This is a genomic window from Rothia sp. ZJ932 (assembly GCF_016924835.1).
Classification (GTDB): Bacteria; Actinomycetota; Actinomycetes; order Actinomycetales; family Micrococcaceae; genus Rothia.
Genome location: NZ_CP070480.1, coordinates 1007984 through 1031327, shown reverse-complemented (window position 1 = coordinate 1031327; position 23344 = coordinate 1007984). Strand labels below are relative to the sequence as shown.

The following is a 23344-nucleotide window of genomic DNA, read 5'->3' as shown; positions in this document are numbered from 1 at the left end:
AGGTCTGCACCGCTTCCTGTTGCTGAGCAGTAGCTTGGGCTGTGATTTGCTCATAGTTGGGTTCATGAATGATGCCGCGCTCATCAAGCACTGCAGGAGAAACACCAGCTAATACAGGAGCATCCCCTAAGGTACTTCTAGCCTGATGGGTTCGTTCTTGAGCTACCGCTACTTGATCTTCTACTTTTTGCACGTAGTTACTAGCTTCTTGAACCTCAGCTTTACTTGGAGCTTGGGCCTCTATCTGCGCTAAGGCACGTTCTGCTTGCCGTAGGGGAACGTTAGACCTCACCAACTTTTGGAAGAAGCCGCCTTGGTTCATCTCTCGCTTCACTTACTGCAGGCGGTAATAAGCTCTATCTTCTTTGCTCCCGTGTCTGTCTGTTGTTTTTCTCTTGTTTTCTAGTTTAGTGGTGGTGGGTGTTCTTGGGTAGTGCTCTGGTTCTTTCTTAGTGGCTTGTGGTCTGTATGTGGCTTGCTTGGTTGTGCTTGTTCTTTGCTTTTGGGTGGTGGTGTTGTTTGGTTGCTTAGTCTTCTTCGTGCTCTAGGGTCATGAGTCCTTTGATAGCTGGGGGTAGCTTCTTGAGGTGCTCTTGGCGTTTGCGTTCTGCTTGGGCTTTGGCGTGGCTTTGGAACTTGATGAATCGCTTGTGTCGGGTGTAGTCGTGCTCGTCCCATTCGCGATGGGGTTTGTGGTTGTAGTACCAGCGGGCGAAGTGCATGTAATCAGAGATGAGGGCGCCTGGTGCTCCTAGCGATGTTTGGGGGTTAGCAGATGAGTTGGCCAGCATTTTTGCCCAGCACGTAGACACTAAAACAGACAGCAGCGGTTCCGCTGTAGGTTATTGAGCGAAGAGAGCAGACACAGAGCTCAAAGTCATAGCCCCCAGACATCTTCTTTTTCCAGGCACCTCACCACTGTCGATACTCCCACCCCAAAGAAAGCTGCGAGCTCCCGCAGACTCCACACTCTGCCAGTCTGGGGATTCACCTCCGAACGCATCCGCACCAACTGCCCCCGTTGAGCAACCGATAACTTCAAAGGCCGACCGGGACCCGCGCCATTACCTGCATTCTTAGCTTTCATTGCAGCAAGTCCTGCCCGGGTGCGTTCAGAGATCAGGTTGGATTCCACCTCGGCTAGTGGATTGTTTTAGGTTGGTCCACTACCAGTAGAACGGTTCCTTGGGCTGATAGTTTTTCAAGGAATTCTCGGATTTTGGGTTCCGATTGGGTAGGGGTTTGTCCCAGTTTTTCTTTCCTGTGGTGGTCAGGGCTGTAGCGTGGTGGGTGGTTTTGCCGACGTCTAGTCCGAGGTAAATTTCGGTCATTACTTCGCACCTTTGTGTTTTGCGGGTTATGGTGCGGTAGTAACCGGTGGTTCACGAATCTCGCAGTCCGTCTTCCTTTGGCTTTGGATCGTGCTTCTATTAGCGATGGTTTGTGAGCCGGTTCCCGCCTCGGTGGCGACGCACCCTGACCATTGTTGTGTTGGCTGGGGGCATTGAAGCCGTGTGTGGGGCAGACCGGTTACTTACGCTTCTAGTTTCACCTGGTTTGGGGTGGCTGGTTGGGTTGCTGTGACGGATTCTGTGGTAGTTAATCGTGGTGAACAGCCAACGCGCGTGTTGGAGATGCCCTCGGAGCGGAAGCAGCGTGTGGAGGTGGAGGCTGAGCAGAGGTTTCAGGAGCGGAGGCGTCTTCAGCGAGTTGGGTGGGGTGTTGGTATTTCGAGAGGGCCAGATACGGGGCCGTAGCTTTTATCTTCCTTCCTCCTTAAAAACCAGGACGAGCCCTTGAACTTCTGAGACACAGCCCATAAAATAGATGAAAATCACATAAGATTTTTGTAACTATCACAGAAAAGAGATACACATGAGCAAGGTAGCATTGCTATTCTCCGGAGGCCCCGATTCGACTAGCCTTCTATACGATTTGCTAGACTAGGGGCATGAGGTGATCACCTTTACCTTTAATGCAGGTGAATTTGAAGCTGAAGCGGAACGACACTACGCACAGGAAACCGCTGCAAAACTTGGGGTTGAGAACCATTTTGTGAATATTTTGCCCGCTCTACAAGCACTGTATGGAGACCCGGCTCCTGTAGTTATGCGAAAAGTAATCTTTAATACCGTGAAGCCATTTGGTTCTGGAATCGCTATAGCGCTAGCGGCTTCTGCCGCCATCTGCCAGGGAGCGGAAAAGCTTTATTATGCTGTCCACAAAGGGGATGCATACCCTGATAACAATACTGAATATTTCAATTTGCTTTCTGAAGCAATCACGATGGAACAAGGTGGAAAAAATTTGAAGTTGTTGCTCCTTACCTAGAGATGACTAAAGCGGAAGTTATGCAGCGTGGTGTCAACCTTGGTATGGACATCGATGCCACATGGAGCTGTGCTGTAAGCTCAACTAGCGAATGTTGTGTTTGTGAGCCCTGCAAAGATCGAATCGAAGCCAAAAAATTAATTAAGATTCCTGCGTAAATACTAATATACCAGGTGGGGCAGATTAATATCATGCCCCACCCTTTTTAAAAAATGAATCATAAAAATAAATCAATATTATCATGGTTTGGCGAGTCTTCAGGTAAAGAGCTATTTACCGTAGCTTCCTTGTTTACAGTAATTCATTCTATTGAAGTTACCACGGTAGAATTCTCGATATTGAGAATAATACCTGAAATCATAATGTTCTTAACTGCACTGGTTTTTACCAAATTATCGCACTCAAAAAACGTAGAATCTACTTTATTTCAAGGATACGCATTAACCGGCGCTTCTTACATACTAATTTTTATATTATATATTTTCGGTTTTCTCAGTTTCTATAGCTATATTTTACTATTAATTTTTGCAGTTGCAGGTAGAGCTTTTGTTAATTTCTCACGAGAGTCATATATCCAAAAGGTCATTCCTTCTGAAGGAATCGGTAAGCATTACTCTTTATTGTATAGAGTTTCCACTATTTGTGAAATATTTGTCCCGTTGCTGGCCGGATACATCGTTGAAAAGACTTCAGGACCCTTTGGGCTAGGACTTTCTGGAGTAATTATATTTTTATTTGGAACATTCCCTTTCCTGTACCAGAAATCAGTTATAACCGAGAAAATAGAAACAGAAATCCACAGCAAAGCCTCTCTTAAAAACGGACTCCAAGAAATCAAGAAAAACACCCCTTTGCTGTTTTTAACTTTTACCACGCTAGCTTTCTCTTCAATAACGGCAGCATATGGAACTGGATACTATATCTTAATTGCAGATATTTATAATCTACCCGCAGAACTAATAGGGTTATTGATTTCACTGGGTGCTCTATCCACCCTAGCCTTTACCTACTTAGTTGAAAATAGAATTAATAAAATATACAATATTTCTATTTTTATATCATGCTTATTGTTGCCGCCCACATTATTAGTGACCCTATTACCAAATATTTTAAATAGCGGCCATCTTTTTTTTGTTGTTATTCACGAGATTTTACTAGGCGCAATATTTGTCGCAATATCTATTTCAGGTTACACCTTGCGATCAAAAATCATCAAACCTGAAAAAATGCAAAGTGTAACCGTAGCCCGCTCTTTTCTTGGATCTCTGACCATTCCAACCACGACCTTATTCTATGGGTTTTTGTCATTTTGGATAGGCGTTATAAATTCTTTAGTACTAATATCTGTGTTATCATTCTTAATAATCCCAATTGCAGCATACGGCTACAGGAGGTCCACTGGTGCGATTGCATGACGCAGTTTCTCTTCTTTATATTTTCGAATCTTTTCGATTAACATTTTGTAAAAAACAAGGTGGCCTTTTAATCCTTACAATATGTATGCTGAACCTAATGGACAAACATTAGGTATTATTATGGGATTATGGACATTTTCCCTCACGATGGTAATTGCTGATTACTTCGTTTTCAAATTTATAAATAAAGAAACTAGGTGTTGATACACTATGGTATACAAGCTTTCATCCGTTCAACTTCTTTATCGCATTTCAGGAGTGCTAATTATACTTATTCCCGCAGCATTCTACACTATACATTTGGCGCAAGGCAATGAACCATCTTTGTTGATAAATTTATTTATCTTTCTATCTATTACTTCCTTTTATCTATACTGGAAAGCGGGTGTGTATGTCAAAGTTTATGACAAATACATTGATTCTCGTCTTTTCCCTTTCCCCAAAGTACGAATACCAAATGACTCTGTTGTCTCTGTTAGCATAAAGGATGCTACTCCGCTCGGCAGGGAGTGGGGCAATCGAGGAAAAAAGGGAAGAGGGAACACTCTTTTTCTCGATGCTGGACAAAATAAAAAATGCCTTGAGATTAGTACTAAAGATAATTTTACTCTTCAATTAGGAATCAACGAAAATAGTGACCTATCATGGATGGATGACTACAAATTGATTATAGAGGAGATGCGCAACGGAAAAGCAGAGGGTAGAAGATAAAGGTGGGAATTAAAGGCAAAAATATATGAGGGGCTTATTCATAAGGGTAGGTGCAGTAGACTCACAGTAAAACTACTGGCTTGGCAATAGCGCGAATCTCCTAATGAGCGACGTACACCAGGCGAGAGGGTCGGCAGCAAACGTGAGCCTGCGGAACTCCTAATGAATAAGCCTCATAATCTTGTCAAATCGAAATTTTTCAGGTTACGTCCGTTTATCTGTATAAGCAGATAAACAGCTTTCTATACATACAGAACTACAGGCTATCGATAAACCCGCTCACCACCTCAGTAATCGTCATCCCACGCTCACTCGCATACACCTTCAACTTCCGATGCCGAACCTCATCCAACTTAACAGTCAACTGCTTCTTCGGCCCAGAATCCCCTGCCGCAAAAGACTTCTTAAAATCAGCCTTAGCCACCGATGCAGGCACAGCCGCACGGGTCATTAAATTCTTCTTCTCACTCATATGTTTTACTCTCCAACTAGGTTCAGTAGTTCAGCAGCGACCTGCTCATAACCTGCCAGGTCTTTAGGGTAGGTATTAGCGTTGTTCTTAATAGCCTCTAGGGTCTTGATAGGGGTATCGAAAACAGCGATCTTAGCCTCATTCAAGGCTTCTAGGGCCTGGTGGTAGCTAATTGTTCTGGGGTTGGCGTGGGTCAGCAGTACGATAGCTGGCAAGGTGGGCGGGATGGAATCAAGGGTGGTCCAAACTCGTGCCATATCAAGACTTGCTGGTTTGGTGGGGATGATGAGCATAGTGCTGCGGTTAGCTGCCGCGTCAAGGACTTGGCTGTTTCCCGGTGGGGTGTCGATGAGAACGAAGTCGGCGGTGCTTGTTTTGCGGGTGATTTCGCGGTGGTTTACTGAGGTGACACTAAACGGTAGCGGGCCCCGTTTTCTTCGGTGGTATAGGCCCAGTCGGTTGCTGATCCTTGAGGATCAGCGTCCCAAAGCTCTACTGAGTGTTGAGGGGCTAGGGCTTGAGCTAGGTGTATGGCTGTGGTTGTTTTCCCCACGCCGCCTTTGCTGTTAAGTATGCCAATGTAGTAGGTCATGTATATCAGTATAGCTGTTTTTGCAGTTTACTGTAAGTACAGCTATACAGATTTATGTTTATATATTTTTGCATTTGCGCTTGTCCAAGGCATTATAGGAACTACTTTGCACACGATGAGCAGCATGCCACTGCTCCTTAGAGCATCAAACCCAGGTAGCCTAACTACCCTCTACTAGTTGAGCTTGCTCAGGGTACAACCGTGCAGCCTCCACAGCCCCCTTAAACCTCTTCACCTTCAAATACTCACGCATCAACCGCACCTGGCTCAGACCCCGTACAGGCACAACCTTCGGCCTATTCATCTCCTCAAGAATCTGCTTCTGCTGCGCAATCAGACGCTCACGCTCAGCCTCAGCCTGCTTGCGCCGAATATGAGTAGGAGAAGGAGGCAAAGTACCATCATCGTGCTTCCAGGCATTGACCCTAATATGCAGCCAAGCCAAGATTGAGCGCATACCACCGGCACCCCGTGTTTGGTAAACAATCCCCTCAGGATCCTGTTCTAAAGCTCGAATGACATCTTGTACACACCATCCAGCGGCAAAAATCTTACCTAGGTGCTTCATAAGAAGTACAGTAGGTACCTTCCGTAGATCCAAAACCTCTTTCTTGAGACGCTCGGTAGCTGCCCAACGGTCAGCAGTAGACTCAACCACCGCTGTTAGAGGAAAATTTTTGGTGTTGTCCTTTAAGGATTTAACAGATTTCTTAAAAGTTCTTAAGAGGTGGACATTTTTACCCCCTGACACCAGAAGGGTGTAGATAGGAGCCTCATTAGCTTCAGTCTCAGAGAACGCCGCGGACTTCCCTGCCCGCGCCACAGACAGTAACCGGTTTTTGATGAGTTCGTGGATATAGCGCTGCACAGTTTTAGTGCAGATCCTTAGATGCGATGCATCTCATACCGTAACCACTGTTACCGGGGGCGCGGTGGTGCATGGCACAATAGCACTATGCGTATTCTTTCTATTCAGTCAGCTGTTGCCTACGGTCACGTGGGCAACTCGGCAGCCGTGTTCCCCCTGCAGCGCATGGGTCACGAAGTCATGCCCGTCAACACCGTTCTCTTCTCAAACCACACCGGCTACGGCACCTGGCGCGGGCCGCTCGTCTCAGGCGATGACGTGCGCGAAATCGTCACAGGCATTGAAGAACGCGGTGGTTTGGACGATACCGCACTGGTTATCTCCGGCTACCAAGGCGGCTCATCTATCGGCGACGCTATCTTGGACGCCGTCGCTAAGGCACGCGCGAAAAATCCCAAGGTTCTCTATTCCTGCGACCCGGTGCTGGGCAATGCTACCAGCGGCTGCTTCGTCTCCCCCGAGGTTCAGGAACTCATTCGTGACCGCGTCATTCAGCACGCAGACATCATCACCCCCAACCAGTTCGAGCTGGGCTTCATCACCAACACCTCACCCGAAACTCTCGATGATGTTTTCGAATCCGTAGCTAAGGCACAGGAAATCGGACCGAAAACCGTACTGGTCACCTCAGTACAGACCCCCGATACCCCCGAAAACTTCATTCAGATGCTGGCTGTTTCAGGTGACGAAGCCTGGCTCATCACCACCGACCGTCTGCCCCTCAAGGCAAACGGCTCCGGTGATGTTACCCAAGCACTCTTCGCCTCGCACTTCGCCTCAGGTAAGTCCCTGCAAGAAGCCCTAGAGCTGACCACAGCGTCCGTCTACGAACTGCTCAGAAATACCCTGGCATCCGGACAGCGCGAACTTCAGCTCATCGAATCGCAAGAATCCTACGTAGCCCCCTCTCAAAAGTTCACCGCCGAGCGCGTGCGCTAATGGAGGGCATCCGCCCGTGATTCACCTTTAGTTGCATGATTCACCTCTACTACAGAGGTGAATCATGCATCTAAAGGCAACCCGTCGTGTTCCTGTGAATACTGCGTCATGTGTACAAAAATCCTGTGGATAACTTTTAAAACCCCGGAGTTATCCACAGATTTCAAGGTTTTACCCCATGAAAGTTGCATCTGTTTCACACTTGAACCATGAACAGAATCACGGCCATACAAAACGCTGTGCTCACCGCGGCAGAACTTGACCAGCGCGGTATCGGCAGAAGCGCACTCGACATAAGAGTCAAAAACGGTCAGGTCATAAAAATTAGGCGTAGCGCCTACGCCCCGCGTCTCTGGTGGGACTCGCTCAAACCTTCAGAAGGTTACCTAGCCGAGATTACCGCCTACAGCAAAACAGCGAAAATTACACCAGTCTTTTCTCATGACTCCGCGGTGGCATTCCACGGACTGGTGAATATCCGAGTTGCCCAGCAGGTTAACATCATCGGCACCAGCAAAAGCCCCTCAAAAGCGCTGAATGTGATTCGCCATTACCGACAAAAGATCGCGTCCGTCGACGCCAACGGTCTACAGCTCACACCTATTCTTGAAACGGTCGTAGACTGCGCCAGAATATGGCCATTTCGAGAATCAGTGACGCTCGCAGACAGCGCCTTATACACTGGAACCGACCAGGACGCGCTCGCCCACGCGCTGACTAGCGTTCAAGGAGCAGGTGCAGCCCGCGCACGAGCCGTATCTGTTGCCATGAGCAAACACAGCGAATCCGCAGGTGAGAGCATCACCCGACTCTTACTCAAAGAATCAGGATTGCCCACTCCCTCAGAACAGGTCACGCTCACGGTCATGGGGCGAAACTACCGCCCTGTTTTTCTCTGGTGGGATTTCATGGTCATTTTAGAGTTCGATGGGAACATTAAATACGGGCAGATCTTTGGTGAACGTGAAGAAATTTTCCGTGCCCAGAATGAGCGCGAAGAGCGCCTCAGAGCGCAAGGTTTTACGGTGGTACGCACAGATTGGGACGAGGTGATGAACCATCCCTACCGCCTCATCGTTAAGCTCAAAAAGGCTTTCGGTCAGCGGTGAAGTGGGCAAAAACCTGGCACCGTTCACCTTCAAATGCATGATTCACCCCAAGGGCAGAGGTGAATCGTGCATTTAAAGGTGAATAGTCTCAGCGTAAGATTTAGGACGCGAGTGCCTCCTGCAAACGCTGGGCGGCAACGCCTGCCACAATAGCGGCAGCGTCAGTATCACCTGGAACCACCAGCGGCTCAGCCACCGAGAAGTCCTCTGATGCACCATCGAGTTTGTGCAGAAGATTCTGAAAAAAGCCCGGTGCCATCAGGTAGGAGGAGATGAATTCGGGGGCATGTTCAGCGACTACATCCCCAATTTTTGGGTCAATCTTGGCAACAAAACCGTGCGGGGTAAAGTTCGAGAGCAGAGTGCTCAGTACCTCAGACTGTAGGGCTACTGCCTCGCGTCCATCGGGGCGAGATGACCCGGCTGCTGCCATGACAAGGGGCTCTCCCCCGAGGTAGCCCACCTCTTCAAGGCGGGTGCGCTGCAATTTAGCCAGGGCAGCTGAAGGTCCCAAAGCTGCCGCGATACGAACCGTTGCCGGGCATGCGTCCGCAGCTTTTTGCATATCAACCTGAGTATGAAAACCGGTAGACAGTAGCAAGGGTACGATGATGACCTCATCATTTGAGCTGAACTCGGTCACTACATCGTCAAGGGCAGGGGCTTGAACATCGACGTATGCCTCATGTATCTGATACCTACCGGGGAACTCAGATTCTAAGGCTTCAGCCAGCTGACCGCGAATCAGATCAATAGACTCACGCCCCTGAACATTATCGGTGCCGTGCGAAGTTGCGATAACGTGAATCATCTTAGATGCCCTTTCGAATCACCTTGTACTGGGCTGCTTGAGCAACCGGGCGCATGGTGATGTGATCGAGGTTGATGTGGTGGGGAACGTTGAGGGCGAAAACGACAGTCTGCGCTACGTCTTCTGCAAGCAGGGGCTTTTCAACGCCCGCGTAGACTTTAGCGGCTGCCTCATCAGATCCCAAACGCAGCTTTGAAAACTCGGGGGTGTGTACCATACCGGGGCGGATTTCAATCACGCGCACGTTGTTCTCAGCTTCTTCCAGACGCAAGGCTTCGGTGAGAGCGCGTTCACCGAACTTCGAGGCGTTGTATCCGCCACCGCCCTCATAGCCAGCTTCGGCTGCTGTGGAGGTCAAGTTCAGCACCGTACCCTCGCTGTTATCGCGCAGTGCCGGTAAGAAAGCCTGCACCATGTTGAGGGTGCCCAGAACGTTCACCTCGTACATCTTCTGCCAGTCTTCGGCGCTGCCCGTTGCCACCGTATCAGCACCGCGAGCGCCGCCGGCGATATTCACCAGTGCGTCCAGGCGTCCGCCCGTTTCTTGTAAAACACGCTGGGCTGTCTCACGTACGGCGTCCGTGTCGGTGGTGTCAAGGGTTAGGGCAATAGCGCCGGTTTCTTGTGCGAGGGTTTCGAGGCGGTCGGCTCGGCGGGCTGCGGCGTAGACCGTCCAGCCGGTGGCGCGCATCTGCTCAACGGTTGCGCGGCCGATACCTGAGGATGCGCCGGTCACGACCGCTATTTTGCCACGAGAGTTTTCGGGGGTGAAGGGATTTTCCGGAATCATGTGAGCGCTCCTTGTTGCTGTTTTTGGTGTCTGTATTCAGTCTATGCCTTCTGCCCCTGTTTGAGCACGTGCTCGTATGACCGTCTGAGGTTCACTGGTGACCACGTTCTGCTCAAAACTCCTCTTATTCATGGGAGAAAATGGCAGAACCTGGTCACACCGTTGCTGGTTCAGGTTGAGAGGGACGCCGGGGGCAATTCTTTAGCGTCTGGTGCTAATACATGAGAGAATGGCAGACATGGCTGATAATACTTTGGGCACAGACACGCCCGTAACCATCAATGTTCCGACCAAGCCCGGTCTTGAGGGTCTTGAAGAGAAACTCACTGCGCGTTGGGAGGCTGAGAATACCTACGCATTTGATGAGAACACCACGCGTGAGCAGGTGTACTCTATCGATACTCCCCCGCCGACCGCATCTGGTTCTTTGCATGTGGGTCACATGTTTTCCTACACCCAGACTGACGTGCTGGCACGCTATAAGCGTATGAGCGGCAAGAACGTCTTTTATCCCCTAGGTTGGGACGATAACGGTTTGCCCACCGAGCGTCGTGTGCAGAACTACTACGGTGTTTTGTGTGACCCTGCGGTTGCTTACGATCCTGATTTCACCGCTCCCGAGAAGCCCGCGAAGAACCAGCGCGACTGGCCGCGTATTTCTCGCGGTAATTTCATTGAGTTGTGTGAAGAGCTTGCCACCGAAGATGAGAAGGTTTTTGAGAAGCTCTTTACTACCCTCGGTCTTTCGGTTGATTGGTCACGCACCTACCGCACTATTGACGCGCATTCTCGCAAGGTTTCGCAGCTCGCTTTTTTGAAAGATCTTGAGGCGGGCAATGCTTACATGGCGGAAGCTCCGACGATGTGGGATATTACTTTCCGCACCGCTGTAGCTCAGGCTGAGCTTGAAGATAAGGAGCGCGAGGGCGCCTATCACCGCATTTCCTTCCACCGCCCTAACGGTGAAAAGGTGTGGATTGAGACCACTCGCCCCGAGCTTCTGCCCGCCTGTGTTGCCCTGGTTGCTCACCCCGATGACGAGCGCTACCAGCCTCTGTTTGGCACCACCGTCACCTCCCCTCTCTTTGGAGTTGAGGTTGAGGTTAAGGCTCACCCCCTGGCGCAGCCCGATAAGGGCGCCGGTATCGCAATGGTCTGTACCTTCGGTGACACCACCGACGTGACCTGGTGGCGTGAACTGCAGCTGGAGACCCGCGCCCTCATTGGTCGCGACGGTCGCTTCTCGTCTGAAACCCCCGAGTGGATCACTGATGAGGCTGGACGCGCCCGCTACGAACGTATGGCAGGTGCAACCGTTTTCTCAGCGCAGAAAGCTGTTGTTGAGATGCTCGTTGAAGAAAACGAGATGGAGGGCGAACCCAAGAAGATCACCCACCCCGTCAAGTTCTACGAAAAGGGCGATAAGCCCCTTGAAATCGTTGCTTCACGTCAGTGGTACATTCGCAACGGCGGACGCGACGCCGACCGCCGCGAAAAGCTCATTGAGCGCGGTCGCGAGATGGTTTGGCACCCGACCTTCATGCGTTCACGCTACGAAAACTGGGTTGAGGGCCTCAACGGTGACTGGCTGATTTCACGCCAGCGTTTCTTCGGTGTTCCCTTCCCCGTCTGGTACGCGCTTGATGCTGAGGGCGAGCCCGATTACGAGAACCCGATTCTGCCCGATGCCGCCAATTTGCCGGTAGACCCCGCGTCCGAAGTTCCCGCAGGTTACACCGAAGATCAGCGTGGTGTGCCTGGTGGTTTCGTCGCAGACCCCGATGTTCTTGATACCTGGGCAACCTCTTCACTGACCCCGCAGATTGCTACCGGTTGGGGCGTGAACGAAGACTTGCACACCAAGACCTTCCCCATGGATCTTCGCCCGCAGGGTCACGATATTATTCGTACTTGGCTCTTTTCGACCGTGGTACGCGCCGAGACTCTGGCTGGTTCGGTGCCCTGGCACAACACCGCCCTTTCTGGCTGGATTCTTGACCCCGACCGCAAGAAAATGTCAAAGTCTAAGGGCAACGTGGTAGTACCGAACGAAGTGCTCGAGAAGTACGGTTCGGATGCAGTGCGTTACTGGGCAGCGTCCGCTCGTCTGGGTGCAGACACCGCTTACGACGAAGGTCAGATGAAGATCGGCCGGCGCCTGGCGATTAAGCTGCTCAACGCGTCGAAGTTCGTGCTGAACCTGGGCGCAACCCAGGATTCGATTCTCACCGCTGACTCAGCGGCTAAGGTCACCAATGAGCTTGACCGTTCGCTGCTGGCTCGCCTGGAAGCTCTGGTTGAAGAAGCAACAACCGCTTTTGAAAACTACGAGTACGCCAAGGTTCTGCAGATCACCGAGACCTTCTTCTGGTCCTTCACTGACGACTACGTTGAGCTCATTAAAGACCGCGCCTACGGTGCTCACGGTGAGGCTGAACAGGCATCTGTTTTGGCTACCCTGGCAACCACGCTGGACGCCCTGCTGCGCCTGTTCGCGCCCTTCATGCCCTTCACTACCGATGAGGTCTGGAGCTGGTGGCGTGCGGGTTCTGTACACCGGGCGTCCTGGCCAACCACTGAGGGCTACGTGGCTCTTACCGAGGGTGCAGACGCAGAAATTCTGCGCACTGTCGCTGAAGCGTTGGGCGGTCTGCGTAAGTCTAAGTCTGAGGCTAAGGTCAAGCAGCGTACCAAGGTCAAGGTTGCAACCATTACTGCACCTGCGGACGCGATTGCCCGCATTAAAGCTGGCGAAAGCGATCTGAAGGCAGCGGGCAACGTGACCGAGCTGGTACTCGTTGAAGCTGATGGCACCGAACTCACGGTGAGCGATGTTGAACTGGTGGTTGAGCCTGAAGAGGCGTAAACCTCATACTTGTCGGCGCTGACCGGCGGTACAGTAACTGACTTGGTGCCCCCTGCACACTGCAGGGGGCACCAAGTATCTTTGGTAAAGGAACACTTATGGCTGAACGGTTTGATATTCGCCAGGTGGAGGGGTACCCCGTCTACCGCGGCAATACCCATCAACCGTTAAAACCCGGGCACAAGCATTTACCCGGTGTGGGTAGACGCAGGGCGCTCAATGGGTGGATCGACAAATCATACTTTGCATTCGCCGGGCTTGCTTCGATGTGGCTGGCTGTTATCACTCTTTACACAGCGCTGAATAATAGTAGCTGGTCGTCTATTCCGCTGATTTTGCTCTTGTGGGGCGTTGCGGCGTACATGATTTTGCCGCGCCTACACCGTATTCTCACAGCGCTGTATGTGCCCGCCTACTTTATTGGCAGAACCCAAACCGGTGACGGTCTGTTGGGAGACCCCGTAAATTTGGGCGTACGCGGTGAATCGGTGGATGTTCACCGTGCCATGCGTCGTGCCGGTTGGTTGAGGGCTGAGCCGGTAACCCTGGCTAGTTCTTGGCGCATTATTATTAATACCCTGCGCAGGCAGCCCTACCCCACCGCGCCGGTTTCTCCGCTGTATCTCTTTGACCGCAAAGAAGATTTTGCCTATCAGCAAGAAGTGGACGGCAACCCGTCAAAACGTCACCATGTGCGTTTTTGGAAGACCCCACCGGGCTGGAAGCTCCCCGGCGGTGTTGAAGTTGATTGGGTGGCAGCTGCTACCTTTGACCGCGCGGTGGGTCTTTCGCTCTTCACCCTGCAGGTCACGCACAAGATTGATGCTGACACCGATAAAGAACGTGACTATCTGGTGGAAACCGTGCTCTTTGCCAACGAAGAGGCATACCACGACGTTATTGTGGATTTCTCTGCCGGTTATCATTCACGTAATGGCGGCGGCGATAACATCATCACCGACGGCAACCTGCCAATTTTGGAACTCGATGATGTGATTACCGAAGAGATGAAGATTCCCGATCTCTCCCCCGAATCTCGCTATTCACATCATCGCAAACCCTGGGAACTGGTGGAGCAGATTCCTCTGAGCACCGTTTTCGCATCAGCGTTCGTCATCATTGGTGCAGCTCTTCAGTTTGCTAACGGCATCTTGCGTCTTTTGCAGGTACTTACTGAGGTGGGTGTTCGCTCCTACGAGGACCTACTGGATGTCTTGACACACACCGTTCACCCTGATGAGCTCTTTAATGGGTCGCTGGTAGCGGGGTTGGTTGCCCTCTCAGCAATACATATTCTGTTGGCAGCAGGCGTGCTACGCGGTAGGCAGCGTTCTCGCAAGGTTATTCTGGCGTTGCTGGCAGTATCCATTGCTCTGACTTCTATCTTGCTCTTGCGTGAGGCTTTCAACTACAACGGTATTTTCACCGTGTACGTTCTGTTAGCTAGCCAGGTCTTCGCAATGATTGAGTACACCTCAGACGGGGCTGTGAACTACACCCACAATGTCACCCGCTCACGCCGTTTAGAGCGACTCAAGGTGCGCGCCACCAAGCTCGTACACAAGCCACGGTAGCAACCGCGTCCGCTAAGGGAGCTGCTGGGTATACAAGCTGCTGCCCCTCGCAGAAACGTCTCTGTAAGGGGCAGCAGTGTTTAAAAGAGAGCGGACGCACTAGCGCTGGCAGCCGGGACACCAGTAGAGTTTGCGCCCGGCGACTTCTTCAACACGAATAGTTGTCGCACACCGGAGGCAGGGTTGCCCCTGGTGCATATAGACATAGTTAGCATGCTCAGGCCAGGCTTCGTCTTCGGGTATACCGGGGCGATCAGCCGGTTCGGTGGTGATAATCCTGCCCACGCGCACCCCAATTTCAAGCAGATGCTTGTTATCAATCCACAGGTTTTCAAGTTCGGCATCAGTAAGCTCTTTAGCCGGACGCAGAGGATCAATTTCTTGGCGCCACAGCGATTCAGCGCGGAAGATATTACCCACGCCCGAGATCATTTTCTGGTCCATCAGAACCACCCCAATGGGGCGAGCAGTTTTACGTGCCGCTGCGTAAAAGGCATGCGGATTCGCGTCCTGATTCAGTGGGTCTGGCCCTAACTTTGCGCGCACCGCCGCCACTTCCTGCTGGGTCAGAGTGCGACATACCGTGGGCCCCACCAGATCAGCCCAACCGTGCTCTGACACCACACGAGCACGAACCGTTGCCTTGGGCTCGGGCGGCCCGTCGTAACCCGCGGTTGGCGTTTCGGGGGCGCTCGCGTCCCTGGGTACCTCGCGCTCGCCGATCTTTCGGGGTGCGCCAATAGAAGATGCACCGGCAAAGTGTTCATCACCGCCGAAGGTCCATGCCCCGTAGATCCCCAGATGCACGTTGAGAGTCAGCTCGTTCTCAAAATCGATAAAGAGGTGCTTGCCATGGGCGTAGGCACCGGTTATGCGGTGCCCTGTCAGGAGGGCAGCTCCTGCGCTAAAACGTCCCTGGGGGCTGGTCACCTGCACTGACGCGCCGACAAAAACGTCGTTGAACTGCCGGGCAAGGCGGTGGATGGAATGACCTTCGGGCATAAAACAAGAGCTTTCTGGTGATGGTTTGCGTGAGGTTTAAAGAGTGTGTACCTACCCGATAGGACGGGCAGGTACACACCGGTGTCTCAGATGTTCAAGGGGTTAGGCGTTGATGTCTTTACCTGCGATAGCGCCGGTACGTTCGTATTCGCCCATCTGGTTGATGCGGCGTACGTGGCGTTCGTCGCCGGGGAACTCGGTGCGGAGGAAGGTCTTGATAATCTCCAGCGCTTCCTCTTTATCGTGCTGACGTCCGCCCACAGCAACCATCTGAGCGTTATTGTGCTCACGGGCGAGGGCTGCGGTGTCTTGGTTCCAGGCAAGAGCAGCACGGATTCCCTCTACCTTGTTGGCTGCCATCTGCTCACCGTTGCCTGAGCCACCGAGCACGATACCCAGTGAGTCGAGACCTGCATCGCGGTCTGCTTTGACCGCGAGCGCCGCGTTGATGCAGAAGCTGGGGTAATCATCGAGGGGGTCGTATTCGGTGGGGCCGTGGTCTACCATCTCGTAGCCCGCTTCGGTGAGGGATTCTACGAGGTAGCGGCTGAGGTCTAGCCCTGCGTGGTCTGTTGCAATGTGAACTCGCACTAGGTCTCTCTCCTTGTTTTTGCGCGGTGTTTAGGGGTGCCCCTAATTTTTATATGACCGCTGCGCCCGCTAAAGTGTGTGATAGAGCACGGGTGCAGAGCTGTCACTGTAATGATTCTATGCTAGATAGTGGTGTGGGTGTAAGTGACTGCCGGTAGCGCGTGGGTTTGATTTTTGTTTCATTTTGTTCACAGAAGAAGGATTGTATGCCGGGTATGAATTTGACGCGTGAAGAGGCTATTGCGCGCGCTGAGGTTATCAAGAATGTTGCCAGCTACAAGGTTGAGCTTGATCTAACGCGCGGTGAGCGGGTTTTTGGTTCGCGTACTGAGGTGCGTTTTACGGCTCAGGCTGGTGCTTCTACTTTTATTGATGCCATTACTGATTCGGTGCGTTCGATTGAACTCAATGGTAAGGCGCTCGATGTTTCTTTGGCTGATGGTGTGTGTATTGAGTTGCCGTCTTTGGCTGATGAGAATGTGCTGGTTATTGATGCGGATATGCTGTACACCAATACCGGTGAGGGTTTACACCGTTTCGTTGATCCCGTAGACGGTGAAGTTTACCTGTACTCGCAGTTTGAGGTGCCCGATTCTCGCCGTGTCTACCCCGTGTTTGAGCAGCCCGATCTCAAAGCTGAGTTCGAGTTTATTGTGACCGCTCCTGCTCACTGGGTCGTGGTATCTAACCAGCCTGAAACCAGTGTTGAAGAAAAGGACGAGGCGAAGGTCTGGTTTTTCAAGCCCACTCCCCGCATCTCTTCCTACATCACAGCGATTATCGCTGGCCCCTACGCGTCCACTCGTTCATCACTGACCAATTCAGAAGGACGCGAGGTTCCCCTGGGCGTTTTTGCGCGCAAGTCGCTGATGCCTTACCTTGACGCTGATGACATTTTTGAACTGACTGCCCAAGGTTTTGAGTTCTTCGAGGAGCAGTTCAAGACCCCCTACCCCTTTGAGAAGTACGATCAGCTCTTTGTGCCCGAGTTCAATGCAGGTGCAATGGAGAACGCCGGTGCGGTTACCTTCTTAGAGAACTACATCTTCCGTTCAAAGACCACCGAGGCGATGATTGAGCGCCGCGCGATTACAGTGTTGCACGAGCTGGCACACATGTGGTTTGGAGATTTGGTGACCATGAAGTGGTGGAATGATTTGTGGCTGAACGAGTCTTTCGCGGAGTTCATGTCTACCCTGGCAGCGGCTGAAAACACCCGTTTCGCCTCCGAGGCGTGGGCTACTTTCTCAGCGTCAGAGAAGACCTGGGCTTACCGTCAGGATCAGCTGTCATCCACCCACCCCATTGTTGCCGAGATCAACGATTTGCACGATGTTCAGGTGAACTTTGACGGTATCACCTACGCCAAGGGTGCTTCTGTGCTGCGCCAGCTGGTGGCATGGGTTGGTCAGGAGAACTTTATGGCAGCGTTGAAGGTCTACTTCGATAAGCACGCCTGGGGTAACACCGTACTCGATGACTTGCTTGATGAGCTAGAGACAACTAGCGGACGCGACGTGCGCGCGTGGAGCGCCAAGTGGCTTGAGACTGCCGGTGTCAATACTCTGACCGCTGAGCTTGAGCAAGATGAGAACGATTACATCACCTCGCTCACTATTCGCCAGAGCTACGCAGAAGGCTACGAGACTCTGCGTCCGCACCGTATGGTGGTGGGCTTCTACAACTACGACGGTGTGAGCCTGACCCGTACCGAGCGCTTTGAGATTGATGTCGATGGCGAAACCACCGAGGTGAGCGAAGCTGCTGGTAAGCCGCGCCCCGATCTCGTGCTACTCAACGATGAAGATTTGACCTTCGCTAAGCTGCGCCTTGACGAAGACTCCCAACAGACCGCTATTTCACATCTGAAGGATCTGGATTCTTCTGTTGCCCGCGGTGTTCTCTGGGGTGCGCTGTGGGATGCCACCCGCGACGGTGACTTCCCCGCCCGCCGTTACATCGATCTGGTGCTGAACAACCTGGGTAAAGAAACCAACTCAACTGCTGTGATGGTTCAGTTGCGTAACTTCGAGCTGGCACTGCGCTCATATATCAATCCTGAATCGGCTGATGAAACCCGCGAGCGCGCCGCTGAGGCGATGTGGGAGATTACCCTCAAAGCAGAGCCGGGTTCTGATAACCAGTTGCAGTTCTTGCGTTCCTTTGCGCGTCTTGCCCGCACCGAAGAGCAGCTTGATCGAGTCAAGGCACTGCTTGAGGGTGAAGAGACCCTTGCTGAGCGTGAGATCGATACCGATTTGCGCTGGGTTCTGGTGACTTCCCTGGCTGCCGGTGGCAGACTCACCCCGGCTGATATTGATGCTGAGCGTGAAGCCGATAACACCTCGAACGGTCAGCAGGCGGCGGCAACCGCGTCCGCTGCTATTCCCACCGCTGAGGCTAAAGCTAAGGTGTGGCAGCAGGTTGTTGAAACCGGTGAGCTTTCCAACGTTGTGCAGCGCTCAGCAATTGCTGGTTTCTACCAGGGCAACGATGATGCCCTGTTTGAGCAGTACACCGACAAGTATTTTGAGACCATCGAGAGTCTCTGGCGCGAACGCAGCCACGAAATCTCAACGCAGATTATCACCGGTATGTACCCCGGTGCGCTGCCCTCGCAGCAGCTGCTGACCCGAACTGAAGAGTTCTTGAACTCTTTGGGCGATGACGCGGCAGGTCTCAAGCGTCAGATCGCTGAGAATCGCGACGGCGTAGTGCGCGCGCTCAAGGTTCAGGCGGCAGATACCCTCTAAACCACAAGGGGTTCTCGCCAGTTCATTGACTCAACCTGCGGCACTTTTTTGCAAAGGGTCGCAGGTTGAGTGTTTGAAGGGGCGGCAGCACAGGGCATACAGTGGAAGCATGAGCGAAAATACTAACCTTGCACCTGCACTCTCCCAGGAACAGTTGCGGGCGCAGCCCACCAGCTTTTACGAGCAGGTCGACGGAGCGCCTGTCTTCGAGAAACTGGTGCGCGAGTTCTACCGGCAGGTAGCCGATGATCCCGAGTTTAGGGCAATGTACCCTGAGAGTGATCTCGACGGCGCAGAATGGCGTTTACGCACCTTCTTGGAGCAGTACTGGGGCGGGCCAAAAACCTACCAGGAACACAGGGGGCACCCTCGTTTGCGGATGCGTCACATGCCTTTTGCTATTGGCGCAGCTGAACGCGATACCTGGTTGAGGTTCATGCGCAACGCAATGGACACCCTCGATTTATCACCCCTGCACGATGCCCAGATGTGGGATTATTTTGAACGCGCCGCTCACTCCATGCAGAACCGCGCCTAATTCTCTTAGCCGGGCGCAAAATTTTGGGGCATAGGTCTTAAACGCGCGCGAGTACAAACCCACCGGGGGCGTTGAGTCGCACCCACCCTTGGTGGGTGTACACGGGAATCTCCCCCTCAAACTTTGAGGGCAAAAAGCCCAGCACCTCGGCAGCAAACGCGCAGCCTGAGGGTACCGTGAGTTCTTCCAGCCCCTCCAATGGGGACGCCCAAATCCGCGAACGCACAGTGTCTACCACCGCGTGACCGGGGTTAGCAGGCAGTGCCTTATCAACTGCGTCCATACCCGCTTTGGCTGCCCGACGCAGGTCTTCAGCACGGACGCCGGAGACCAGCTCCCAGCCACTCACCGGTGGGGCAATGCCCGCCCACGCGGCGCTAACGGTCACCGGAGGCATTGCCAGGCGCAAACCGGCGTCCTCAATGCGAGCAAGTCGATCCAGAACAGCACCGGCATCAACCACTGCGTTGATCTGGGCTTCTTCGGCAAGAGACATTGCCCGCAACCCAAGAACGGTGGGCATCATATCAAGCAAGGTAGCAGGTGACAGAGCAGCCACGTAAGCACCCAATACCTTACCCCGCCCCACCAGGTGAACCGCAGCCTGAGGATCCACCGCCCGTGCACGCGAAAGAAAAGTTACCAGATCAAGCGGATCCGCTTTACCCGTAAATTTCACGTACGGCGTTACGGAAACGCTCGAAACCGAAACTGATGCAGCCTGCTGGGAATGTTCGGGGTGTTGCATAGTGTTCCTTTGAGGAGGGATTTTTATATCAGTGAAAATCTTTGACCCTAGCCACCTTACTACCTGTCAGAAAGCCTTGAGAAGATGAGCAATCACACAGCTCCAACCGTAGATACCGCATTGAGCACCATGCTCACCCTCGAAACCACTCAATCCACTGGCCACGACGACGCCGCATTCAGCGCCCAAACCCTCGCCCGCGAAACTCCGCGCGTCTACGGCGGGCAGGTACTGGCGCAATCGCTCATGGCAGCCTCAGCAACCGTTGAAGAAGACCGCCCGGTACACTCCCTTCACGCCTATTTTCTGCAAGCAGGTAGCATCGACAAGCCGCTGAGCTACGGGGTGCAGAAACTGGGCGATACGCGGTCTTTCTCTACCCGCCGCGTCCACGCCTACCAAGAAGATACCCCCATCTTCTCTACCATCATGTCTTTTCAGGAACCTGCCCGCGGGTTAGAGCACGCGGTCACTATGCCTAAGGACGTGCCCAACCCCGAATCGTTGCCCACCGCCGCGCAGATTCTTGCTGGTATTGAACACCCCATGGTACAGGCAGTTGCCCACGAGCGTCCTTTCGACCTGAGGCATGTCAGCACCCCGCTCTACCTGGGCTCGGAGACCTCACCTTCAACCACCAATATGGTGTGGATCAAAGCTATCGCACCCCTGGGGTCACGTCAGGTGGCGCATCGAGCAGCCCTAGCGTATGCCTCTGACTACACCATCATGGAACCCATCATGCGCGCCCACGGCAAGTTCTGGTTGCAGCCGGGTATGAAGGTAGCCTCACTCGATCATTCCATCTGGTTTCACGACGATGTCGCTGCCGATGACTGGCTGCTCTTTGCCTACGAAAGCCCAGCAGCAAGGGGCGGACGCGGTCTCACCACTGGTTCTGTCTTCACCCGCGACGGACGGCACGTAGCGACCATCGCCCAAGAAGCCCTGCTACGGTTACCCGAGTTCAAGTAGCCGTAAACCTCAGCAGCTATAAGTCTCAAAAGGAAAATCCCCAGAAAGTCTAGAGACTCTCTGGGGATTTTTATTCGTAATTAGTGCCTAGTGTGAATGCTTAGACCCTCGCTTTTTTACGCAACAAAATCACAATGAACACAGGCACACCTACAATCGCTGTGCCCACGCCAATAGGCAACGCCGAAGGGGCAAAGATAATGCGAGAGAAAGTATCAACCCACACCATAAAAATCGCCCCAAAAACGGCACTAAAAGGCACCAGCAGACGGTGTTGGTAACCGCAGATAAGACGGGCAATATGGGGAATAACAAGACCCACGAAACCGATAGCCCCGGCAACACTCACCAAAACGGCAGTCACCAGAGCCGTGCTGGTAAGCAACAGCATCCGAACTACCGTCGTATTGACGCCCAGCGCCCCTGCCATGTCTTCACCGAAAGTCATAACGTCTAGGGTCTTGGTAAAAGCCAGGCACAGCACCAGCGCCGCTACAGCAACAGCCACCGAAAGATAGACCTGGTTCCAGCGCACGCCTTCTAGAGAGCCCAACAACCAGAACATCACACCGCGTGCCTCATCAGAATCAGCAAACGCGAAGATAATCAACGAGGTCAGAGCCGAAAAAAGCTGAGTTGATGACACACCCGCCAGAATAAATGCAGAATTATCACCACTGGCGCACTTCGCAATCACCAATACAGCCGCAAAAGCAATCAACGCACCGATAAAAGCGCCACCAGAGAGCCCAATCGCTCCCCCACCCAGCCCCAACATGCCGGTCACTACCGCTCCCGTCGAAGCACCCGATGAAACACCCAAAATATAAGGGTCAGCCAAAGAGTTACGCAACAACGACTGCAACAACAAACCACACAGTGACAAACCGATACCACACGCCGCAGCCACTAAAACACGCGGCAAGCGGTCTTCCCACACAATCGCGTCCTCGCTCAAACGCACCGGAATCTCGGTCAGCCCCACATGGTTAGTCACAATATCGCGCACATTCACCATCGAAATATCAGCACTGCCCAAAGTAATGGAAATCAACACCGACACCACCAGCGCCACCACACCGAGCGCCAAAAAGAACCAGCGCCCGGCGAAATGTTTGCGTCGTGCAGTCGAAACGGGCAGGAGGGTAGTTACTGCCACAGCTTACTTGCCTACATTCTCTTGGTTATTCTCGTACCAGTCGCCAATCTTCTCAAGACCGTCAACATAACGAATCGAGGGGTTCATCTCAGCACCGTGCAACGCAATAAAGTTCTCATTCTTAACCGCGTCAATCTGCTGAGTCAGGGGGTCATTCTTCAAGAATTCAATCTTATCGTCCAGACGGTCACCGGGAAAACGGTCACGCTTCAAATCACCAAGAACCAAAACCTCAGGATTCTTCTCTACAACAGCTTCCCAGGTCACAGCGGGCCAGTCATCCACTTCGCTCTCAAAGACGTTAGTCATACCAGCTTCGTGTGCCAGCATCTGCGCTGAACCCTTGCCACCTGCCATGTAAGGGGTCTTCGTATCAGCAAACCAGAAAGCTACTGAAGTGTCATCAAAATCAGCACCCTCCAGGGCAGCATCCGCACGCTGCTCAAGGTCGGTAATCAGCTCTTCACCGCGTTCTTGCACATCGAAAATCTCGGCCATCTCGCGGATTTCCTGGAACAATACATCCTCCGTGAGCGCTACAGTTCGCTTACCACCACCGTTGATGCTCTGCCCCTGATCGCAGTCGGTCGGCGACAGGTAAGAAGACACCTCAGTTTCAGCCAAACGGTCGCGGGTTACAACACCACCGGTGTTGAAGTGGCGACCAAAGGACGCGGTAACGAAATCGGGATCAGCGTCCATCAGCACCTCAAAGCTGGGTGCGTTATCAGCCAGCCGAGGTACTTTCTCGTTCTCAGATGCCAGGCTATCAAGCACCGGGTCTGTCCATGAGGCGGTACCTACCATGCGATCAGCCAAACCCAAGGAAAGCAAGATTTCAGTGGAGTTCTGGTCAAGAGAAACCACACGCTCAGGTGCTTTTTCAATGACGGTCTCAACGCCACAGTTCTCGATAGTCAACGGGTAGCTGGTTTTACCGTCGCCTGCTGCGCTAGCTGCGGGCTTAGACGCTTCAGAGCTGGGCACTTCTTCAGATGCTCCACAGCCAGTCACCAGAAGCGCTGAGGTTGCTGCAAGAGCCAGAAACTTGGGGCTCATAAATTTCATGGGGTTTCTCCGCCAGAAGGTTAATTGTTATT

The 23344-nt window shown here is 52.6% G+C and carries 21 protein-coding genes and 2 pseudogenes; 10 read left to right on the top strand and 13 right to left on the bottom strand.

Annotated elements, in window-relative coordinates; all coding sequences use genetic code 11:
• Positions 1-527: 527 nt before the first annotated feature.
• The gene (locus JR346_RS04780) at positions 528-791 is read right to left on the bottom strand and encodes a hypothetical protein (RefSeq protein WP_204875661.1); all 264 of its coding nucleotides are present in this window, start codon (positions 789-791) and stop codon (positions 528-530) included.
• 355 nt (positions 792-1146) lie between these two features.
• Positions 1147-1331: pseudogene (locus JR346_RS04775) on the bottom strand (transposase); the annotation flags it as partial.
• Between the two features lie 625 nt (positions 1332-1956).
• On the opposite strand from JR346_RS04775, the pseudogene JR346_RS04770 reads away from it, so the two are divergent.
• The 3 genes and pseudogenes from JR346_RS04770 to JR346_RS04755 all read left to right on the top strand — a co-directional run bounded on the left by JR346_RS04770 (position 1957) and on the right by JR346_RS04755 (position 4457).
• Positions 1957-2489, top strand: a pseudogene (locus tag JR346_RS04770) (7-cyano-7-deazaguanine synthase).
• A 54-nt stretch (positions 2490-2543) separates the two neighbouring features.
• The gene (locus JR346_RS04760; protein ID WP_205483654.1) at positions 2544-3746 is read left to right on the top strand and encodes an MFS transporter; all 1203 of its coding nucleotides are present in this window, start codon (positions 2544-2546) and stop codon (positions 3744-3746) included.
• Between the two features lie 210 nt (positions 3747-3956).
• A complete protein-coding gene (locus JR346_RS04755; protein WP_205483652.1) occupies positions 3957-4457 on the top strand; it encodes a hypothetical protein in 501 nt (166 codons plus the stop codon).
• Positions 4458-4713: 256 nt separating this feature from the next.
• Here JR346_RS04755 and JR346_RS04750 read toward each other — a convergent pair whose 3' ends face one another.
• The 4 genes from JR346_RS04750 to JR346_RS04735 all read right to left on the bottom strand — a co-directional run bounded on the left by JR346_RS04750 (position 4714) and on the right by JR346_RS04735 (position 6179).
• Positions 4714-4908, bottom strand: a complete 195-nt coding sequence (locus JR346_RS04750; RefSeq protein WP_204875650.1) for a plasmid partition protein ParG — start codon at positions 4906-4908, stop codon at positions 4714-4716.
• 26 nt (positions 4909-4934) lie between these two features.
• The gene (locus tag JR346_RS04745) at positions 4935-5222 is read right to left on the bottom strand and encodes a hypothetical protein (RefSeq protein WP_205483649.1); all 288 of its coding nucleotides are present in this window, start codon (positions 5220-5222) and stop codon (positions 4935-4937) included.
• A gap of 104 nt (positions 5223-5326) precedes the next feature.
• On the bottom strand, positions 5327-5521 hold the full coding sequence (locus JR346_RS10490; protein ID WP_205483647.1) for a ParA family protein: 195 nt from the start codon (positions 5519-5521) through the stop codon (positions 5327-5329).
• Between the two features lie 160 nt (positions 5522-5681).
• Positions 5682-6179 carry a hypothetical protein gene (locus JR346_RS04735; protein ID WP_205483645.1) on the bottom strand — a complete coding sequence of 166 codons (498 nt, stop codon included), beginning with the start codon at positions 6177-6179 and terminating at the stop codon, positions 5682-5684.
• A 297-nt stretch (positions 6180-6476) separates the two neighbouring features.
• Between JR346_RS04735 and pdxY the strand changes: the two genes are divergently transcribed.
• Positions 6477-7328, top strand: coding sequence for a pyridoxal kinase PdxY (gene pdxY, locus JR346_RS04730; protein WP_205483643.1), 852 nt, complete (start codon positions 6477-6479; stop codon positions 7326-7328).
• Between the two features lie 209 nt (positions 7329-7537).
• Complete coding sequence (locus JR346_RS04725; protein ID WP_205483641.1) at positions 7538-8437, top strand: type IV toxin-antitoxin system AbiEi family antitoxin domain-containing protein; 900 nt, start codon at positions 7538-7540, stop codon at positions 8435-8437.
• 100 nt (positions 8438-8537) lie between these two features.
• Here JR346_RS04725 and JR346_RS04720 read toward each other — a convergent pair whose 3' ends face one another.
• Together JR346_RS04720 and JR346_RS04715 are read right to left on the bottom strand one after the other, a co-directional pair.
• Positions 8538-9248, bottom strand: coding sequence for a sirohydrochlorin chelatase (locus tag JR346_RS04720; RefSeq protein WP_205483639.1), 711 nt, complete (start codon positions 9246-9248; stop codon positions 8538-8540).
• Position 9249: 1 nt separating this feature from the next.
• Positions 9250-10038 (bottom strand): SDR family oxidoreductase, encoded by a 789-nt coding sequence (locus tag JR346_RS04715; RefSeq protein ID WP_205483636.1) that lies wholly within the window; start codon positions 10036-10038, stop codon positions 9250-9252.
• 238 nt (positions 10039-10276) lie between these two features.
• Here JR346_RS04715 and valS point away from each other — a divergent pair, with 238 nt between their 5' ends.
• Both valS and JR346_RS04705 read left to right on the top strand, forming a co-directional pair.
• Positions 10277-12904 (top strand): valine--tRNA ligase, encoded by a 2628-nt coding sequence (gene valS, locus JR346_RS04710; RefSeq protein WP_205483634.1) that lies wholly within the window; start codon positions 10277-10279, stop codon positions 12902-12904.
• A gap of 98 nt (positions 12905-13002) precedes the next feature.
• Positions 13003-14478, top strand: a complete 1476-nt coding sequence (locus tag JR346_RS04705) for an LssY C-terminal domain-containing protein (RefSeq protein ID WP_204876658.1) — start codon at positions 13003-13005, stop codon at positions 14476-14478.
• Between the two features lie 99 nt (positions 14479-14577).
• On the opposite strand, the gene JR346_RS04700 is transcribed toward JR346_RS04705, so the two are convergent.
• Positions 14578-15480 carry an Fpg/Nei family DNA glycosylase gene (locus JR346_RS04700; RefSeq protein WP_205483632.1) on the bottom strand — a complete coding sequence of 301 codons (903 nt, stop codon included), beginning with the start codon at positions 15478-15480 and terminating at the stop codon, positions 14578-14580.
• Between the two features lie 102 nt (positions 15481-15582).
• Positions 15583-16071 (bottom strand): ribose-5-phosphate isomerase, encoded by a 489-nt coding sequence (locus JR346_RS04695; RefSeq protein WP_205483629.1) that lies wholly within the window; start codon positions 16069-16071, stop codon positions 15583-15585.
• Between the two features lie 206 nt (positions 16072-16277).
• Between JR346_RS04695 and pepN the strand changes: the two genes are divergently transcribed.
• Together pepN and JR346_RS04685 are read left to right on the top strand one after the other, a co-directional pair.
• The gene (gene pepN, locus JR346_RS04690) at positions 16278-18824 is read left to right on the top strand and encodes an aminopeptidase N (RefSeq protein WP_205483627.1); all 2547 of its coding nucleotides are present in this window, start codon (positions 16278-16280) and stop codon (positions 18822-18824) included.
• A gap of 109 nt (positions 18825-18933) precedes the next feature.
• The gene (locus tag JR346_RS04685; RefSeq protein WP_204876679.1) at positions 18934-19362 is read left to right on the top strand and encodes a globin; all 429 of its coding nucleotides are present in this window, start codon (positions 18934-18936) and stop codon (positions 19360-19362) included.
• A gap of 37 nt (positions 19363-19399) precedes the next feature.
• Here JR346_RS04685 and JR346_RS04680 read toward each other — a convergent pair whose 3' ends face one another.
• Positions 19400-20110, bottom strand: coding sequence for a hypothetical protein (locus JR346_RS04680; RefSeq protein ID WP_205483625.1), 711 nt, complete (start codon positions 20108-20110; stop codon positions 19400-19402).
• Positions 20111-20194: 84 nt separating this feature from the next.
• Here JR346_RS04680 and JR346_RS04675 point away from each other — a divergent pair, with 84 nt between their 5' ends.
• Positions 20195-21085, top strand: coding sequence for an acyl-CoA thioesterase II (locus tag JR346_RS04675; protein ID WP_204876683.1), 891 nt, complete (start codon positions 20195-20197; stop codon positions 21083-21085).
• Between the two features lie 100 nt (positions 21086-21185).
• Here JR346_RS04675 and JR346_RS04670 read toward each other — a convergent pair whose 3' ends face one another.
• Entirely contained in the window at positions 21186-22244 is a 1059-nt protein-coding gene (locus JR346_RS04670) for a FecCD family ABC transporter permease (RefSeq protein ID WP_370592598.1), read from the bottom strand.
• 3 nt (positions 22245-22247) lie between these two features.
• A complete protein-coding gene (locus JR346_RS04665; protein ID WP_370592597.1) occupies positions 22248-23303 on the bottom strand; it encodes an ABC transporter substrate-binding protein in 1056 nt (351 codons plus the stop codon).
• Positions 23304-23344: the final 41 nt, after the last annotated feature.